General features: G+C 59.1%; 16 protein-coding genes. 11 read left to right on the forward strand and 5 right to left on the reverse strand.

The features are described 5' to 3' along the window. Positions 1-120 precede the first annotated feature (120 nt). The 7 genes from PMI30_RS16590 (at position 121) to ppnP (ending at position 7725) form a co-directional block, all read left to right on the forward strand. Complete coding sequence (locus tag PMI30_RS16590) at positions 121-1035, forward strand: SDR family oxidoreductase (RefSeq protein ID WP_008009338.1); 915 nt, start codon at positions 121-123, stop codon at positions 1033-1035. Between the two features lie 2 nt (positions 1036-1037). Then, a complete protein-coding gene (atuC, locus tag PMI30_RS16585) occupies positions 1038-2654 on the forward strand; it encodes a geranyl-CoA carboxylase subunit beta (protein WP_008009340.1) in 1617 nt (538 codons plus the stop codon). A 68-nt stretch (positions 2655-2722) separates the two neighbouring features. Then, a complete protein-coding gene (gene atuD / locus PMI30_RS16580; RefSeq protein ID WP_007895080.1) occupies positions 2723-3880 on the forward strand; it encodes a citronellyl-CoA dehydrogenase in 1158 nt (385 codons plus the stop codon). Further along, on the forward strand, positions 3877-4674 hold the full coding sequence (locus PMI30_RS16575; protein WP_008009342.1) for an enoyl-CoA hydratase/isomerase family protein: 798 nt from the start codon (positions 3877-3879) through the stop codon (positions 4672-4674). The genes atuD and PMI30_RS16575 overlap by 4 nt, the downstream gene beginning before the upstream one ends. Positions 4675-4784: 110 nt before the next feature. Further along, positions 4785-6746, forward strand: a complete 1962-nt coding sequence (locus PMI30_RS16570) for an acetyl/propionyl/methylcrotonyl-CoA carboxylase subunit alpha (protein ID WP_008009344.1) — start codon at positions 4785-4787, stop codon at positions 6744-6746. 71 nt (positions 6747-6817) lie between these two features. Continuing rightward, a complete protein-coding gene (locus PMI30_RS16565; RefSeq protein ID WP_008009345.1) occupies positions 6818-7366 on the forward strand; it encodes an exonuclease domain-containing protein in 549 nt (182 codons plus the stop codon). A gap of 74 nt (positions 7367-7440) precedes the next feature. After that, positions 7441-7725, forward strand: a complete 285-nt coding sequence (ppnP, locus tag PMI30_RS16560) for a pyrimidine/purine nucleoside phosphorylase (RefSeq protein ID WP_008009347.1) — start codon at positions 7441-7443, stop codon at positions 7723-7725. 71 nt (positions 7726-7796) lie between these two features. On the opposite strand, the gene PMI30_RS16555 is transcribed toward ppnP, so the two are convergent. Together PMI30_RS16555 and PMI30_RS16550 are read right to left on the reverse strand one after the other, a co-directional pair. Continuing rightward, entirely contained in the window at positions 7797-8603 is an 807-nt protein-coding gene (locus PMI30_RS16555) for an MOSC domain-containing protein (RefSeq protein ID WP_008009350.1), read from the reverse strand. 161 nt (positions 8604-8764) lie between these two features. Then, a complete protein-coding gene (locus tag PMI30_RS16550) occupies positions 8765-9700 on the reverse strand; it encodes a chemotaxis protein CheV (RefSeq protein ID WP_008009352.1) in 936 nt (311 codons plus the stop codon). Positions 9701-10163: 463 nt separating this feature from the next. Between PMI30_RS16550 and PMI30_RS16545 the strand changes: the two genes are divergently transcribed. From PMI30_RS16545 to PMI30_RS16535, 3 genes are all read left to right on the forward strand, one after another. After that, entirely contained in the window at positions 10164-10634 is a 471-nt protein-coding gene (locus PMI30_RS16545; RefSeq protein ID WP_007895067.1) for a hypothetical protein, read from the forward strand. 480 nt (positions 10635-11114) lie between these two features. After that, a complete protein-coding gene (locus tag PMI30_RS16540; RefSeq protein WP_008009354.1) occupies positions 11115-12008 on the forward strand; it encodes a sensor histidine kinase in 894 nt (297 codons plus the stop codon). Beyond that, a complete protein-coding gene (locus PMI30_RS16535; RefSeq protein WP_007895065.1) occupies positions 12005-12664 on the forward strand; it encodes a response regulator in 660 nt (219 codons plus the stop codon). The genes PMI30_RS16540 and PMI30_RS16535 overlap by 4 nt, the downstream gene beginning before the upstream one ends. On the opposite strand, the gene yegS is transcribed toward PMI30_RS16535, so the two are convergent. Next, positions 12648-13565 (reverse strand): lipid kinase YegS, encoded by a 918-nt coding sequence (gene yegS, locus PMI30_RS16530; protein ID WP_008009356.1) that lies wholly within the window; start codon positions 13563-13565, stop codon positions 12648-12650. The genes PMI30_RS16535 and yegS overlap by 17 nt on opposite strands. 325 nt (positions 13566-13890) lie before the next feature. Between yegS and PMI30_RS16525 the strand changes: the two genes are divergently transcribed. Next, complete coding sequence (locus tag PMI30_RS16525; protein ID WP_007895062.1) at positions 13891-14199, forward strand: hypothetical protein; 309 nt, start codon at positions 13891-13893, stop codon at positions 14197-14199. Between the two features lie 65 nt (positions 14200-14264). Here the strand turns inward: PMI30_RS16525 and PMI30_RS16520 are convergent, their stop codons facing one another. Both PMI30_RS16520 and moaB read right to left on the reverse strand, forming a co-directional pair. Beyond that, positions 14265-15491 (reverse strand): molybdopterin molybdotransferase MoeA, encoded by a 1227-nt coding sequence (locus tag PMI30_RS16520; RefSeq protein WP_008009358.1) that lies wholly within the window; start codon positions 15489-15491, stop codon positions 14265-14267. Continuing rightward, positions 15475-16014: a molybdenum cofactor biosynthesis protein B gene (gene moaB / locus PMI30_RS16515; protein WP_007895059.1), complete on the reverse strand. Its 540-nt coding sequence runs from the start codon at positions 16012-16014 to the stop codon at positions 15475-15477. Before moaB ends, PMI30_RS16520 begins: the two co-directional genes overlap by 17 nt. Positions 16015-16087 lie beyond the last annotated feature (73 nt).

Genomic DNA, 16087 nt, shown 5'->3' on the forward strand with positions numbered 1-16087 from the left:
CGTTGCAGGCCTTGGAAAGGGAGCTACCATTCCCAGCGGCCTGCGCCTTGCCTGGCCCGCTTTAAGGCGACAACGCGGCAGGGAAACTAATTGAGAACGCCCCCTAAGAGGACCGTCGCCATGGCTTATGACTCGATTTACAAACCCGACCTGTTCGCTGGCCAAAACATCATCGTCACCGGTGGCGGCAGCGGTATCGGCCGTTGCACCGCCCACGAGCTCGCAGCCCTCGGAGCGCAGGTGCTGCTGGTGGGGCGTAATGTCGAAAAACTGAAAAAGGTCGCCGCTGAAATCACCGAAGACGGTGGTAAAGCCAGTTGGCAGGTCTGCGATATCCGCGACGAAGACGCCGTCACGCAATTGGTCAGCGAACTGATCCGCAAACACGGGCCGATTCATGGGCTGGTCAACAATGCCGGCGGGCAGTACCCCTCGCCCTTGGCGTCGATCAATCAGAAAGGGTTCGAAACCATTCTGCGCACCAACCTGGTGGGTGGTTTTCTGATGGCCCGCGAGGTGTTCAATCAGTCGATGAGCAAGCACGGCGGCGCCATCGTCAACATGCTCGCCGACATGTGGGGCGGCATGCCCGGCATGGGTCACTCGGGCGCGGCGCGCTCGGGCATGGACAACTTCACCAAGACCGCCGCGTTTGAATGGGGCTATGCCGGCGTGCGGGTCAACGCCGTCGCGCCGGGCTGGGTCGCCTCAAGCGGCATGGACACCTACGAAGGTGCGTTCCGGGCCGTGATCCCGACCCTGTGCGAACACGTGCCGCTCAAGCGCATCGGCACCGAATCGGAAATCAGCGCGGCGATTGTTTTCCTGCTCAGCCCGGCAGCCGCGTTTGTCAGCGGCAGCACGTTGCGCATCGACGGTGCCGCCAGCCTCGGTGGGCGGGCCTGGCCGATGCACAAGGCGCAGAACAGTCATTCGTACAATGGTTTCCATCGCGCCTATTTACCCGAAGTACTCAGACCCGACGCGTCCAAACCAGACGTCTCCAAGCCAGACGAGCTCAAGGACAAGGAATAACCATGCCGGTCATCCAGTCCCAGATAGATCCGTTCAGCGAACCGTTCGCCCGTAACCGCACGGCCATGCTGGCCGGCATCGAGCAGGTCCGCCAGCTTGAACAGAACCTGCTGAGCAAGGCCGCCGAAGCCAAGCCCAGGTTCGACAAGCGCGGGCAACTGCTGCCCCGGGAGCGGCTTAACCTGCTGCTTGACCCCGGCGCGCCGTTCCTCGAACTGGCGAGCCTCGCCGGCTACAAGCTGCACGATGACAAGGACGGCAGCTCGGCCGGCGGCGGTTTGATCGCCGGGATCGGCTACGTGTCCGGCGCGCGGGTATTGGTGGTGGCGAACAACAGCGCGATCAAGGGTGGAACCATTTCCCCCAGTGGTTTGAAAAAATCCCTGCGCCTGCAACAGATCGCCATGGAAAACAAACTGCCGGTGATTACCCTCGCGGAGAGCGGGGGCGCCAACCTCAATTACGCGGCGGAGATTTTCGTCGAAGGCGCGCGCAGCTTTGCCAATCAGGCGCGGATGTCGGCCATGGGCTTGCCGCAAATCACCGTGGTCCATGGCTCGGCCACGGCGGGCGGTGCTTATCAGCCGGGGTTGTCGGATTACGTGGTGGTGGTGCGCGGCAAGGCCAAGCTGTTTCTTGCCGGGCCGCCGCTGCTCAAGGCCGCCACCGGAGAAGTCGCCACCGATGAAGAACTGGGCGGCGCCCAGATGCACGCGCAAACCGCCGGCACCGCCGAATACCTGGCCGAAAACGATGCCGATGGCGTGCGCCAGGTGCGCGAGATCATGAGCCTGTTGCCGTGGAACGATCAGCTGCCATGGTTACCCGAACGTCAGTGGGAAGAACCGCTCTACCCCATCGACGAACTGCTGGGCCTGATCCCGGATGACCCGAAAAAACCCTACGACGTGCGCGAAATCATCGCCCGGATTGCCGACGCGTCGAACTTCCTCGAATTCAAGGGCGAGTTCGACCCGCAAACAATCTGCGGGCACTTGCAGATTCAGGGTCGAGCCTGCGGCTTCATCGGCAACAACGGGCCGATTACGCCCAAAGGTGCGAGCAAGGCCGCGCAGTTCATTCAACTCTGCGACCAGAGCCAGACGCCCCTGCTGTTTTTCCACAACACCACCGGTTTCATGGTCGGCACCGAGTCGGAACAACAAGGGGTGATCAAGCACGGCGCGAAAATGATTCAAGCGGTGGCCAATGCCCGAGTGCCCAAACTGACGATCGTCGTCGGCGGCTCCTACGGCGCTGGCAACTACGCGATGTGCGGCCGTGGCCTAGACCCGCGCTTCATCTTCGCCTGGCCCAACAGCCGCACCGCGGTGATGGGCGGCGCCCAGGCCGGCAAAGTGCTGCGGATCGTCACCGAAGCCAAACAGCTCAAGGACGGGTTGGTGCCCGATCCGAAAATGCTCGACATGCTGGAACAGGCCACCGCGCAGAAACTCGACAGCCAGTCCACCGCGCTGTATGGCAGCGCCAATCTGTGGGACGACGGGCTGATCGATCCACGGGACACCCGCACGTTGCTCGGGTATTTGCTGGATATCTGCCATGAGGCCGAGGTTCGTTCGCTGCAATCCAACAGTTTCGGCGTAGCCCGTTTTTGATGACGCGGAGCGTCTAAGGCTGCATTCCCACGCAGAGCGTGGGAACGATCACAGGAGAACAATAAAAAATGATCTTTACCCAGGAACACGAAGCACTGCGCCGCACCGTCCGCCAATTCGTCGATCACGAGATCAATCCTCATGTCGAGGAATGGGAAAAGGCCGGGCGTTTTCCGATCCATGAGATCTTCCGCAAGGCCGGCGACCTCGGTCTGCTGGGGATTTCCAAACCGGAAAAATTCGGCGGCATGGGGCTCGATTACAGCTATTCGATTGTGGCCGCCGAAGAGTTCGGCACCATTCATTGCGGCGGCATTCCGATGTCCATCGGCGTGCAGACCGACATGTGCACCCCGGCCCTGGCGCGTTTCGGCTCCGATGAACTGCGCGAAGAATTCCTGCGGCCGGCGATCACCGGTGAACAGGTCGGCTGTATCGGCGTCTCCGAAGTCGGCGCCGGCTCCGATGTAGCAGGTTTGAAAACCAGCGCCCGCAAGGACGGCGACGACTACGTGATCAACGGCAGCAAGATGTGGATCACCAACTCGCCGAGCGCCGACTTCATCTGCCTGTTGGCCAACACCTCGGATGACAAGCCGCACATCAACAAGTCACTGATCATGGTGCCGATGAACAGCCCTGGCATAAGCCTCAGCTCGCACCTGGACAAGCTCGGCATGCGCAGCTCGGAAACCGCCCAGGTGTTTTTCGACAACGTGCGTGTGCCGCAACGCAACCGCATCGGCCACGAAGGCGCGGGGTTCATGATGCAGATGCTGCAGTTCCAGGAAGAACGGCTGTTCGGCGCCGCGAACATGATCAAAGGCCTGGAGTACTGCGTCGACAGCACCATCGAGTACTGCAAGGAGCGCAAAACCTTCGGCAATGCGCTGATCGACAACCAAGTCATCCATTTCCGTCTGGCCGAATTGCAAACCGAAATCGAATGCCTGCGGGCGCTGGTCTACCAGGCCACCGAGCAATACATCAAAGGCCAGGACGTCACCCGTCTGGCGTCCATGGCCAAACTCAAGGCCGGGCGCCTCGGTCGGGAAGTCAGCGACAGTTGCCTGCAATATTGGGGCGGCATGGGCTTCATGTGGGACAACCCGGTGGCGCGGGCTTACCGCGACGTGAGGCTCGTGTCGATCGGCGGCGGTGCCGACGAAATCATGCTGGGGATCATCTGCAAACTCATGGGCATCCTGCCGGGAAAAAAGAAATGAGCACCCTCCCCATTTGTCAGACCCTGTTGCTCGAACGGCATAACGGTGTCCTGCACATCACCCTCAATCGCCCCGACAGTCGCAACGCCATGAGCTTGCAAATGGTCGCCGAGCTGCGCGCGGTGCTGGCTGCGGTGCGCGATGACCGGCAGGTTCGCGCGTTGGTGATCGGCGGTGCCGGCGGGCATTTTTGTGCCGGTGCCGACATCAAGGACATGGCCAATGCCCGCGCTCAAGGCGCGACCGCCTACCGCGAATTGAACCGTGCGTTCGGCGCCCTGCTGGAAGAAACCCAGCACGCGCCGCAAGTGGTCATCACGGTGCTGCAAGGCGCGGTGCTTGGCGGCGGCTTCGGCCTGGCCTGCGTCAGCGATATCGCGATGGCCGATCATCAGGCGCAATTCGGCCTGCCGGAAACCAGCCTCGGCCTGTTGCCGGCGCAGATCGCACCGTTCGTGGTGCAGCGCATCGGCCTGACCCAGGCCCGCCGACTGGCCCTGACCGCCGCACGGTTCGATGGCACCCAGGCGCGACGCATGGGGCTGGTGCATTTTGTCGAGCATGACCCCCAAGCCTTGGCCGAGCGCCTCGATGAAGTGCTGGCCCATGTGTTGTGTTGCGCACCGGGGGCGAATGCGGCGACCAAAAAGCTCTTGCTGGCAAGTGCCGGGCAACTCTCGGATGGCCTGCTGGATCAGGCCGCCGAGTGGTTCAGTGAAGCAGTGACCGGGGATGAAGGGGTCGAGGGGACCATGGCTTTTGTGCAGAAGCGAAAACCGGGTTGGGCCATTTAAGAGCTTCGCGGGCAAGCCTCGCTCCTACAGGGGTATCACGCAGTCCGTAGGAGCGAGGCTTGCTCGCGAAGAGGCCCTTACATTCACCGCAAAAACCAAGGGAACAACCCATGCCCGCCTTCAGCAAAATCCTGATCGCCAACCGCGGTGAAATCGCCTGCCGCATCCAGCGCACCGCGCAAGCGCTGGGCTACCGCACCGTCGCCGTGTTCAGCGATGCCGACACCGATGCCTTGCATGTGCAGATCGCCGACGAAGCCGTGAACATCGGCCCGGCCCCGGTGCAGCAGTCTTACCTGAACATCCCGGCAATCATCGACGCCGCCCGGCGCACCGGTGCCGATGCGATCCACCCCGGTTACGGCTTCCTCTCGGAAAACGCAGAATTCGCCCGCGCCTGCCAACAGGCCGGCATCATTTTCATCGGCCCCAGCCCCGAGGCCATTGAACTGATGGGCAGCAAACGTCTGTCGAAACTCGCCATGATCAAAGCGGGCGTGCCCTGCATCAAAGGCTATCAGGGCAGCGAACAGGACGACGCGACCCTGAGTCGCGAAGCCGAACGCATCGGCTACCCGCTGATGATCAAGGCCAGTGCCGGCGGTGGCGGTCGTGGCATGCGCCTGGTGCACAGCGCTGGAGAGTTGCTGGAGCAGATTCGCACCGCACGCTCCGAGGCGCGGCATGGGTTTGGCAGCGACGAACTGATCCTCGAGCAAGCCTTGATCGACCCGCGTCACGTCGAAGTACAGGTGTTCGGCGATCAGCACGGCAACCTGATCTACCTCGGTGAGCGCGATTGTTCGATCCAGCGCCGCCACCAGAAAATCATCGAAGAAGCGCCCTGCCCGGTAATGACCGCCGAGTTACGCCAAGCCATGGGCGAAGCGGCGCTCAAGGCGGGGCGCGCGGTGAATTATGTCGGCGCTGGCACTGTGGAATTCCTGCTGGATACTCGCGGGCAGTTTTACTTTCTGGAGATGAACACCCGGCTGCAAGTGGAACATCCCGTGACAGAGCAGATCACCGGCCTTGACCTGGTGGCCTGGCAGTTACATGTCGCCGAAGGATTGCCACTGCCGTTGCGACAGGAGCAGGTGCAGCTCAACGGCCATGCCATGGAAGTGCGCCTGTACGCCGAAGACCCAGCCCAGGGATTTCTGCCGCAAACCGGGCGAATCGCAGCCTGGGAACCTGTGTTGCAGGGCAGCGTGCGGATCGACCATGGCCTGATCGAAGGCCAGTCTGTCAGTCCGTTTTATGACCCGATGCTGGGCAAGCTCATCGCCCACGGTGCCACCCGCGAAGAAGCCCGGCGCAAGTTGCTGCGGGCGGTGCAGGACAGCGTGCTGCTGGGCGTGCAAAGCAATCAGCGCTTGCTCGTCTGTCTGCTGGAACATCCGCAGTTCATCAGCGGCGAGTTCAGCACCGGGTTCATCCCCACGCACTTCGCCGATCATCCTTGCCTGCATCCCCATTTGCCGAGCGCCGAAGAACTGGCCATCGCTGTTGCGCTGTTTTATCAGGCTTCAGCGCAAGCTCACCGCGCCCCGCTGGCCGGTTGGCGCAACAACGCCAGCGTGCCTTTACACTACCGAATCGGCCTGGAGGATCAGGATTGGCCGGTAGAATTGAACGCTGAACCTGGCAAACCCTACCGTACTCAGATCGGCGCTCGTGCCCTCGAACTGAAGGTCATCCAGTGCGACGGACGCTGGGCCACGCTGGAAATCGACGGCATCCGCCAACGCCATGCCTACCGCCTCGAGGCCGGGCAACTGTGGTTGTTCACGCGCCCCGGCAGCCTGCGGCTGGTCGATCGAACCCAGGCACTGGTCTGCAGCCAGGCCAGTGTCAGTTCCGGCACGCTCAAGGCGCCGATGGACGGGGCGATCGTCGATGTACTGGTCAGTGAGGGCAGCCCGGTCAGCAAAGGTCAGCTACTGGTGGTGCTTGAAGCAATGAAAATGGAGCATCCGCTCAAATCGGGTATCGACGGAGTCCTCACACGGTTGCAGATCAAGGTAGGCGATCAGGTCAAAAATCGTCAGATTTTGTTAGAGGTCGAATAAGCCGCTAGGCGGATCCGCCGGGTTTGGCTACGCTCAAGCCCTATCAGGACGCGGATACCAGGAACCCTGCGATGCCTCACTGGTTGGTCATTGATCTGGAAGCCACCACCGATGAGGGTGGCTGGCCAGTAACGGAAATGGAAATCATCGAAATCGGTGCCACCCTCGTGGACCGCAAAGGCCAGGAACTGGATCACTTCCAGTGCTTCGTGCGCCCGTTGCGCCGGCCCTTGCTGACACCGTTTTGCCGGGAACTGACCCACATCACCCAGGCCAATATCGATGCCTCACAACCGCTCACCGACATCTGGCCGTTGTTCGAACGCTGGCTCGGCCAACATCACGCGAGCCTGGAAGGCTGGGCCAGTTGGGGCGATTACGACCGTAAACAACTGCTGCAGGACTGGCAGCGCCTGCAACTCGACAGCGCCCTGAGCCGGGTGCCGCACATGAACCTCAAGCAACGCTTCGCCAAGGCTCGTCGGCTGGAGCGCCCGCTGGGGCTTAATGGAGCCTTGCAGCTGGCGGGCCTGCAGTTCAACGGTCAGCAGCATCGGGCGTTGGAAGACGCGCGCAATACTGCGCGTTTGTTACCGCTGGTTTTCCCCGCTAATCCTTGAGTGCAGGAGGTGACGCCTATCGACACCTTGTGCATACTGGCCGGCCCTTTTTAGCCCTTTTCGAGGAACCGCCCATGTTTAAAGTCAACGAGTACTTCGACGGCACCGTCAAGTCGATCGCCTTTGGCACCGCTGAAGGTCCAGCGACCATCGGCGTCATGGCACCGGGCGAATACGAATTCGGCACCAGCCAGCGTGAAATCATGCACGTGGTGTCCGGCGCCCTGACCGTCAAACTGCCTGACAGCGATGCTTGGGAAACCTTCGCCGCCGGCAGCCAGTTCAACGTGCCAGCCAACAGCAAGTTCCAGCTGAAAGTGGCTGTCGACACCGCTTACCTGTGCGAATACCGCGGCTAAACCCCGGGTTTTCACAGCGACAAAAAAATGCCCGTGTCCTTGGACGCGGGCATTTTTTATTTGAAGGGCTTTTATTCGAGGATCGTCACGGGCATGCCGACTTCGAGCCGGCCATTACCGTCATTGACCAGGTTCTGGCCGAACATCGCGCCGTCTTCCTCGGCCCGGTACTTTTGTAAAGTCGCCAGCGGTTCACGATCGTCGCTGCGTTCGCCAGTCTGCGGGTCGATGGTGGTCAGAATGCAGCGTGAACAGGACTTGACCACGCGAAACTCGACATCACCAATGCGGATACGCTTCCAGCTATCTTCGGCATATGCCTCGCTGCCCTCGATCACCAGATTGGGCCTGAAACGCAACATCTCCAGCGGCCGCCCGACCTTGCTCGACAAATCTTCCAGCGACGCCTGACCAATCAGCAACAACGGAAAGCCATCGGCAAAAGCCACCTGATCATCATCCTTGCCATAACCGGCCTGGGTGGTCCGCGCGCGATCAAGCGGCACTTGCACCAGACGCGTCGGCTTGCCGATAAACTCACTGACCCAGGCGCCCGCCACATCGCCAGCATCGGGAACGCGCAAAGTGTCGCGCCAGATGGTCACCCCACGCAGATCCGCATTACCATCAGGCAACGCAATATCGATCGGTGAATGGTCCGGGGCACTGAGGGTCAAGCCGCCATCGGCATTCCACAACGCCGACAGCTGACTCATTTTCGCGACCGCGCGCTGGGTCAGAAAGCGCCCACTGGCCTCGTCCACCAGCATCCAGCGTCGATCACCGTTCAGCCCCAGCTTGTCCAGGCTGACCTGATTCAGGGTCTCGCCCTTGCCGGATTTCAACGGATAACGATAAAGCGCGCTCAGACGCAGCATGGCCAGCTCCCTGGTAGGTAAAAACGTCACCCTATACGAGCTTGATTGCCGAATCAAAGGCCTATTGAGAGCGCTTGCCCGCTTTTCGTAGGAGCCAGGCTTGCCGGCGAAAGCGCTCTTAAGGACGCCTTCGCCGGCAAGCCTGGCTCCTACGTTCCGTTTCAGGCAGGCACTGCGTCGAGCATCAGGCGCTGGCGCACCACGTCGACGAGTTTGTCGGGCTGGAACTTGGAGAGGAAGTTGTCGCAGCCGACCTTCTTGACCATCGAGTCGTTGAAGCTGCCCGACAGCGAGGTGTGCAAGACCACATAAAGGCTGCGCAAACGGGGGTCGTTACGTATTTCGGTGGTAAGGCGATAGCCGTCCATTTCCGGCATTTCCGCATCGGTGAAGATCATCAGCAGCTTGTCAGTCATGACTTCGCCCGTATCGGCCCAGGCCTTGAGCATGTTCAGCGCCTTCAAGCCATCGCTGGCGATGTGCATCTTCACGCCCAACTGACCCAAGGTGTCGCGCAATTGCGACAGGGCCACGTTCGAGTCATCCACCAACAGCACTTCACGGCCACGGGCGCGCTCCAGAACCGGGTCGTCGAGTTTTTCGCGCGATACCTTGGCGTTGTACGGAACGATTTCGGCCAGGACTTTTTCAACATCGATGATTTCCACCAACTGATCATCGACCTTGCTGATGGCCGTCAGGTAATGCTGGCGACCGGCGCTGGTCGGCGGCGGCAAAATGGCTTCCCAGTTCATGTTGACGATGCGGTCCACGCCACCGACCAGGAACGCCTGCACCGAACGGTTGTATTCGGTGACGATGATGGTACTGGTGGGGCTTGGCACCAGCGGACGCATGCCGATGGCTTGGGACAGGTCGATCACCGGCAGCGTCTGGCCACGCAGGTTGACCACGCCGCAGACAAAGGGATGACGTTGCGGCATCAGGGTCAGCTTCGGCAGCTGCAGCACTTCCTGGACCTTGAAGACGTTGATCGCAAACAATTGCCGTCCGGCCAGCCGAAACATGAGAATTTCCAGGCGATTCTCACCCACTAGTTGCGTGCGTTGGTCTACCGTGTCGAGAATGCCGGCCATTAATGACTCCTGGGCTTGTTCTGATGAATTCACTAAAGGGAGTTATCGGCTGTTTTTGCCGGACCTTGACCCCCAGACAAAATGCCACGATCAAGCATTGATGTCACATTAACATCATGCTTTACTGGCTCCGTGATTTTCATCTGCTTCATTCCCTGCGGCGCGACCTCGGTTTGCACGTTAGGTTCCCCTGCGTAAGGGATTCCCCTAGTAACAATCAGGCCCAACCTGATATTCGCAATATCCAATAGCCATTAATGTGACGCCATTCTCATTGCATGAACGGAGTCAGGCTTTTGTGTGCGATCGCAGGTCAGTGGCCATCCACCCTCTCGAGTTCCCCAGCCGGCGCTCAAACCTGCCGGAGCACGATCTCACGAAGGCTTGGCAGCGCCGGGACGCGTATGGTTCCCGTCGGCACACACGACATTCCCTCATCTGACATGACGTTGTGGAGATAAGCATGCCGAACGACACCAAAGAGTGGGCTCAACGATTTCCAGAATTTCTCGTCGAGGCCGAAACACTCTTGGCCAAATCCGAGGAATGCCTGAGTCATTTGCAACTGATCAGCAATGACAAGGACGCCATCGATTGCATGCTCAGCACCCTTCTCAAGCTGTCCAGCAAGGCTGATGCCTTGGCCCTGGCGGCGGTGTCGGAGTTCTCGCTGCATATTCATGGATTGCTGAGCCACGCGCAGAACCACATGGACCTGCACGATCAAGCCCTGGACGCGCTCAAGGACTGCTTCACATTAATGGCCTGGCAACTCGAACTCATCGATCAGACTACCGGCCAGCTCGGTCTGGATGACAGTGAACAGACCTCACTGATTGAAGCGTTTGCGTTTCAAGTGGGACATAGTCAGTTTCAACCGCCCAGCCACTCCAGACCGTTCAGGCTCGTTTCGTTCGCGGAACGGCAAGCCTGAAATCGCCTTGCCTCTGGCGTGTTGCGCTTTTTATGGTCATGACGTTGCCATATAACTGGGTGCGCTCATGTCGCAATTGAATATTTCTGACCAATCGACGACAGCTCAAAACAAATAGTTATCCCTGTCTTGACTTCAGATAGTGCCTGTCCAATAAAAACAAAATGCCGGGCAATCGATATCTTCCCACGATAAAACTCGACAGTTTTTCCATTATGGAACCATCGTCCAAAAACTATATTTCCTGACGGATAGAGTTATATACCGAACGCGACCAACGGTATCTTAAGTGTTATTATGCCGACCATTAGTTGACGTCAATTAATGACAGAGTGTCTCCAGACGAGCACATTGAAGTCTGTATTTCCAGCACTGCACCGCAGCCATTGAAGCCGACTTCACACAACGATTTCCACACACAGACCCGCCAGCCCTTACGGCTAGTCTGCCCGCAGCGAACATCCATTGGCTCCATCCGCTATGTACGCCAGCCTCAAGTCAATTACCCTGTGGCCACCTTCCCGAAAAAACGCGCGCCGGTTTACGCTTTTGCTGTGTATCTGCTCGGCGCTTGGCAGCCTGCTGGTCTATAGCTTGTCCATACCTCTGCCGGTGACTCTGCTGGTGCTCAATGGCGCGGCGCTGACCTGTGTCTGGGTGGGACATTGTCTCTCGCGCAAGTCGATAAAGTTTCAACCTCAAGAACTGGCTGACCGCCTGCTGCAAGTGCAGGAAAACGAACGCCACCGGCTCAGTCGGGAGCTGCATGATGACATCGGTCAATTGCTGACCGCCGCAAAACTTCAAAGTGAATGGCTCAAACGTCGATTGCCCGAAGAACTACAGGGTCAGTGTTCGGTACTCAGCGATACGCTAGACGAAACCCTGACCAAGGTTCGTGACGTCTCGGCCATCCTCAATCCGCGGCAACTGGCCAGCCTCGGACTGGAAGCCAGTCTGCGTGCGCATTTACTCAGGACCCTGGCCAATACCTCCGTGCACTGGAGCCTGGAATGCCATCAGCGCTTGACGGGCATACCGGAGGAAATGGCGGTGGCAGCTTTTCGAATCACTCAAGAAGCAATTACCAATATACTGCGTCACGCCGAGGCCAGTAATCTGTTGGTCCGCCTGCAACGCCTGCCTCAGGGCCTGACGCTGTTGATCAGCGACGATGGCCAGGGTTTCGCACCTGCGGCAGATCCCGCTCGCGAGGGGCAACGGGGAATGGCCGGGATGTCGGAACGGATCGATCAGTTAGGTGGCACACTGACCGTGAGCAGCGAACCAGGCAAAGGCACTCAAATAGAAGCACTCTTCCCCTGGGCGCCCCGTGCGCTAGAACGGGCCAGTACGAATAAGGTTATGCATTGACTTGTAACTTACTTCTGGTGGACGACCACTCGCTGATCAGGGCTGGCGTGCGCGCCCTGGTGCTGGATATTCCCGGCTATGCGGTAATCGGGGAGGCCAATGACGGCTCGCAGTTGGTCGAGATGGTCGAGCAGCTATCCCCTGACATCATTCTGCTGGATATTTCCATGAAGGAAACCGGTGGCCTTGAAGCCTTGCAACGACTCAAACGAGTGCGCCCGCAGTGCAAAGTGCTCATCCTGTCGATGCACACCGACCCGGCGCTCATCATGCAGGCACTGGAGTCTGGGGCTCATGGCTACCTGCTCAAGGACACCACGGCCACCGAACTCGAACATGCCCTGGATGCCTTGCGCAATAACGAACGCTACCTGAGTCCGGCCATTGCCCATACCGTCATCAACCAGGCGCTGACCCGAACCCAGAAAAATCAGACGCAAACCCAGGACTCGCACAATCTGACGGCACGTCAGCTGGAAATCCTGCGACTGATTGTTCGCGGCAAATCCACCCGGGAAATCGCCAATGGCCTGGGTCTGAGCATCAAGACTGTCGAAACCCACCGCTCGCAGATCATGAAACGCTTGCAGATCTACGATGTGGCCGGCCTGGTGCTGTTCGCCGTGCGCGAGCAAATTATCAGTCTGGACGATTAGCTGGATTCGAGACGCTCAATAGCGGCGAGCCCTTGGGCAAATGCACCCGCAATGCTGCCGGGCGCACCGAGAAACGCAGACTATCGCCCTCCAGAGGTTCACCATCAAGGTTGATATAAAGGCCCTCCGAGACTTTGATCTCGACCCATGGCAAGCGAGCTCGCACAAACATGTTGTCAATGCCGAAACCATCGGCCAGCAAATCTTTCAAGGTACCGACCACTTCCTGTGGCGCGGGCAAAATGCTGATATCCAGCAGACCATCGTCGGCCAGCGCCTGCGGGCACAACACATGACCACCGCCAGCCTGTCGACCATTGCCAATGCCCAATGCCAGCAATTCGCCGCTCCAGTGAAAATCCGGCCCCTGCAACTCGCCATAGGCCGCATGCAACTCACTGAAGCGCGATAAACCCGTGAAGAGATAAGCGGCGCCTCCAAGGATTTTTTTCAGATCCTCGGAGGTATTGGCCGTGACCTGACTGCCAAAGCCGCCGGTGGCCATGTTCAGGAAAACCTGACCGCCGACTTCTCCCAGATCAATGGTTCGCGGGGCAGCCTCCAGAAGATCCAACGCCTGAGCGGGCTCCAGAGGCACACCGGCAGCGCGAGCAAAATCGTTGGCGGTGCCCAAGGGCAAAAGTACCAGACTGGCCTGCGTCGAATGCGCCGCCATGGCTTCGGCGATATCACGCAAGGTACCGTCGCCGCCGCCGGCAATCAGTTGCGTATAGCCTGCCGTCAGCGCTTCTTCCACCAATCGCTGCGCATCACCGGCCTCCCAGGTCAGCCGAACAGCCAGTTTCCAGCCCTGCTGGCGTTTGCCTTCGACGGCTGCACGGACCTCCTCATTGAGTGCCTGCTTGCCATGCAGAATCAACAGTGCCTTGCGCTCGCTCATTTTTGCCACTCCCATATCCGCAATTCCATGGGATATGTTGACCTCGCGGCGCCTCATAAAAGTCGCAGGAATTTGAATTATTTCCAGGGAAAGGAAAGGTGAGTCCTACAGAGCGGTATTTTTTCTTACAAAACGTGAGGAATCGGCTCAATTGACCCAGCAGGGCAATTGGTACACCGTTGTGTCTCGATTATCAGTCATCACCCGTTAATTTACACAGGGACGTGAAAAACAATGAATGGAACCCCCTTAAGGGCCTCAAAAAGCGCAGGCAATAACGGCATCGGCCACTTGAATGGTTTTAATGCAAGGAGCCAGTTACTCCATGCAAAGCCATGACCTCAGACTACCGGTAACTCCGGTGGCGCCGTTCGCAGAAAATCGCGCCAATCATCAGGCTGAACTCAAAAACAGCGCAAAGCCCGCCGGAGAAGTTGATATGGAACCTCGCGTCATTGAACTGGAGACACACCTCAAATACATCCGAAGAGACATGGATGAAGTCCGGGGTGACGTCAAATCCATCAAACACAGACTTGCCTATTCAGCTGGCGGAACAGCCGTGATCCTGGGACTTCTGACCTGGATCGCCAACAGTCGCTTCGACCAGGTCGTGACACTTCTGGCGCATTAAGGAATGGTCATGCACGCAAGCCCAATGCGATCAACCGGGCTTGCGTGACAAAACCAGCGCCTGTATCAGCTCAAGACTTCACTCAGCGGGATGAAGCTCACACAATCACCCTCGATCAGCGTACGGTCCTCCAGCACTTCAACCAGACCGTCAGCCCAGGCAGCACTGCGCAGTACGCCAGAGCTCTGATTCCTGTAGATGATTGCCCGGCCATTCTCCAGACGTCCGCGCAAGTACTCACGTCGGTTACCAGCCTTTGGCCAGACAAACCCTGCCGGCACCTGAAACTTCAAGGGCTCGACCTCTTTTACGCCTTGGCGGCGCAAGAGGTAGGGCCTTGCCAACAAAGCAAACGTCACCAGGGTCGATGCCGGATTGCCGGGTAAACCAATCACAGGCACGCCGCGAAAATGCCCGAACGTCAGTGGTTTGCCTGGTTTGATGGCAAGCTTCCACAGAGTCAATTCGCCCTCTTCCCGCAAGGCAATGCCCAGAAAGTCAGCCTCTCCCACCGATACGCCACCGGTCGAGAGAATCAGGTCGACATCCTTCAACTCACCGAGGCGGGCACGAGTGGTCGCTAAATCATCGGGAAGAATACCGGCATCGATCACCTCACAACCCAAGCGCTGCAACCAGCTGCAGAGCAATACCCGATTGCTGTTGTAGATCTGTCCCGGCCCAAGGGCCTGACCGGGCTCAATCAACTCATCACCGGTAGACAAGACCGCAACACGAGTTTTGCGAACCACGTCCAGCTCAGCGCATCCCAGCGATGCCGCCAGCCCCTGCTCGATAGGCCCCAGACGTGTTCCGGCGGGCAAGATCAGCTCACCGACGGTGGCTTCCTGACCTTGTGGACGGATGTTCTGTCCCGGAGTCATGGTCTCGGTGAAACGTACCCGCTCATCTGCCTGAACCTCGGCGTTCTCCTGCATCTCGACACAGTCGGCACCTGCGGGCACAGGCGCGCCGGTGAAGATCCGCGCACAGGTACCCGGCTTCAAGGGCTCCGGGGCCTGGCCTGCAAAAATCTTCTGACTGACCACCAACGGCTCTCCCGTCCAGTCGGCCAGATGCAAGGCGTAACCGTCCATGGCACTGTTGGGCCAAGGCGGCAAATCAAGTGTCGAGACCAGGTCAGTGGCCAGTACACGCCCCTGAACCTGCGCCAACGGCAAGCGTTCGTGCTCACGAATCTTCGTGGCGTCGGCCATTTCCAGTAAACGCGCCAGTGCCACTTCGACAGCCATCAGACTGCCAGTCTTGCCTGGCTTACCCGCGCGATTCACAGGGTGCCGCCTGTTTCAGGTGGGCCACGAAATTGCACGGACGGTGGCGCGAATCCAGTTGCTCGGCAAGAATGCCGTCCCAACCGGTGCGCACCGCGTTGGTCGAGCCCGGCAAGCAGCACACCAGCGTGCCATTGGCCAGACCGGCCAAGGCCCGGGACTGCACTGTCGAGGTGCCGATATCCGCTACCGATATCTGCCGGAACAACTCACCAAAACCATCGACCTGTTTATCTAGCAGGCAACTCACGGCTTCGGGCGTGCTGTCGCGACCGGTAAACCCGGTACCGCCGGTGATCAGCACCACTTGCACGACCTCATCGGCAATCCAGTTGGCGACTTGCGCGCGAATTTTGTAGAGGTCATCTTTAAGCAGTACACGGGCCGCCAGGTTATGACCGGCAGCGCTCAAACGGTCGACGAAGACCTGGCCTGAGGTATCGGTTTCCAGGGTACGGGTATCGCTGACAGTCAGCACCGCGATGTTGAGCGGTGCGAAAGGTACATCAGCCTTGGCTTTCATAGGCTCGTCCAGTTGTAGGAGAAACAGCCCGGTGTTATATCACAGCGCCTCATTTTTTCGCCGCCCCCATGGA

This window comes from Pseudomonas sp. GM50 (assembly GCF_000282375.1).
In the GTDB taxonomy this organism is placed as follows: Bacteria; Pseudomonadota; Gammaproteobacteria; order Pseudomonadales; family Pseudomonadaceae; genus Aquipseudomonas.

What these genes read in the sequence shown, in the direction of transcription:
- PMI30_RS16590 (WP_008009338.1), top strand. Translation starts at nt 121, where the DNA reads ATGGCTTATGACTCGATTTACAAACCCGACCTGTTCGCTGGCCAAAAC.
- atuC (WP_008009340.1), top strand. Translation starts at nt 1,038, where the DNA reads ATGCCGGTCATCCAGTCCCAGATAGATCCGTTCAGCGAACCGTTCGCC.
- atuD (WP_007895080.1), top strand. Translation starts at nt 2,723, where the DNA reads ATGATCTTTACCCAGGAACACGAAGCACTGCGCCGCACCGTCCGCCAA.
- PMI30_RS16575 (WP_008009342.1), top strand. Translation starts at nt 3,877, where the DNA reads ATGAGCACCCTCCCCATTTGTCAGACCCTGTTGCTCGAACGGCATAAC.
- PMI30_RS16570 (WP_008009344.1), top strand. Translation starts at nt 4,785, where the DNA reads ATGCCCGCCTTCAGCAAAATCCTGATCGCCAACCGCGGTGAAATCGCC.
- PMI30_RS16565 (WP_008009345.1), top strand. Translation starts at nt 6,818, where the DNA reads ATGCCTCACTGGTTGGTCATTGATCTGGAAGCCACCACCGATGAGGGT.
- ppnP (WP_008009347.1), top strand. Translation starts at nt 7,441, where the DNA reads ATGTTTAAAGTCAACGAGTACTTCGACGGCACCGTCAAGTCGATCGCC.
- PMI30_RS16555 (WP_008009350.1), bottom strand. Translation starts at nt 8,603, where the DNA reads ATGCTGCGTCTGAGCGCGCTTTATCGTTATCCGTTGAAATCCGGCAAG.
- PMI30_RS16550 (WP_008009352.1), bottom strand. Translation starts at nt 9,700, where the DNA reads ATGGCCGGCATTCTCGACACGGTAGACCAACGCACGCAACTAGTGGGT.
- PMI30_RS16545 (WP_007895067.1), top strand. Translation starts at nt 10,164, where the DNA reads ATGCCGAACGACACCAAAGAGTGGGCTCAACGATTTCCAGAATTTCTC.
- PMI30_RS16540 (WP_008009354.1), top strand. Translation starts at nt 11,115, where the DNA reads ATGTACGCCAGCCTCAAGTCAATTACCCTGTGGCCACCTTCCCGAAAA.
- yegS (WP_008009356.1), bottom strand. Translation starts at nt 13,565, where the DNA reads ATGAGCGAGCGCAAGGCACTGTTGATTCTGCATGGCAAGCAGGCACTC.
- PMI30_RS16525 (WP_007895062.1), top strand. Translation starts at nt 13,891, where the DNA reads ATGCAAAGCCATGACCTCAGACTACCGGTAACTCCGGTGGCGCCGTTC.
- moaB (WP_007895059.1), bottom strand. Translation starts at nt 16,014, where the DNA reads ATGAAAGCCAAGGCTGATGTACCTTTCGCACCGCTCAACATCGCGGTG.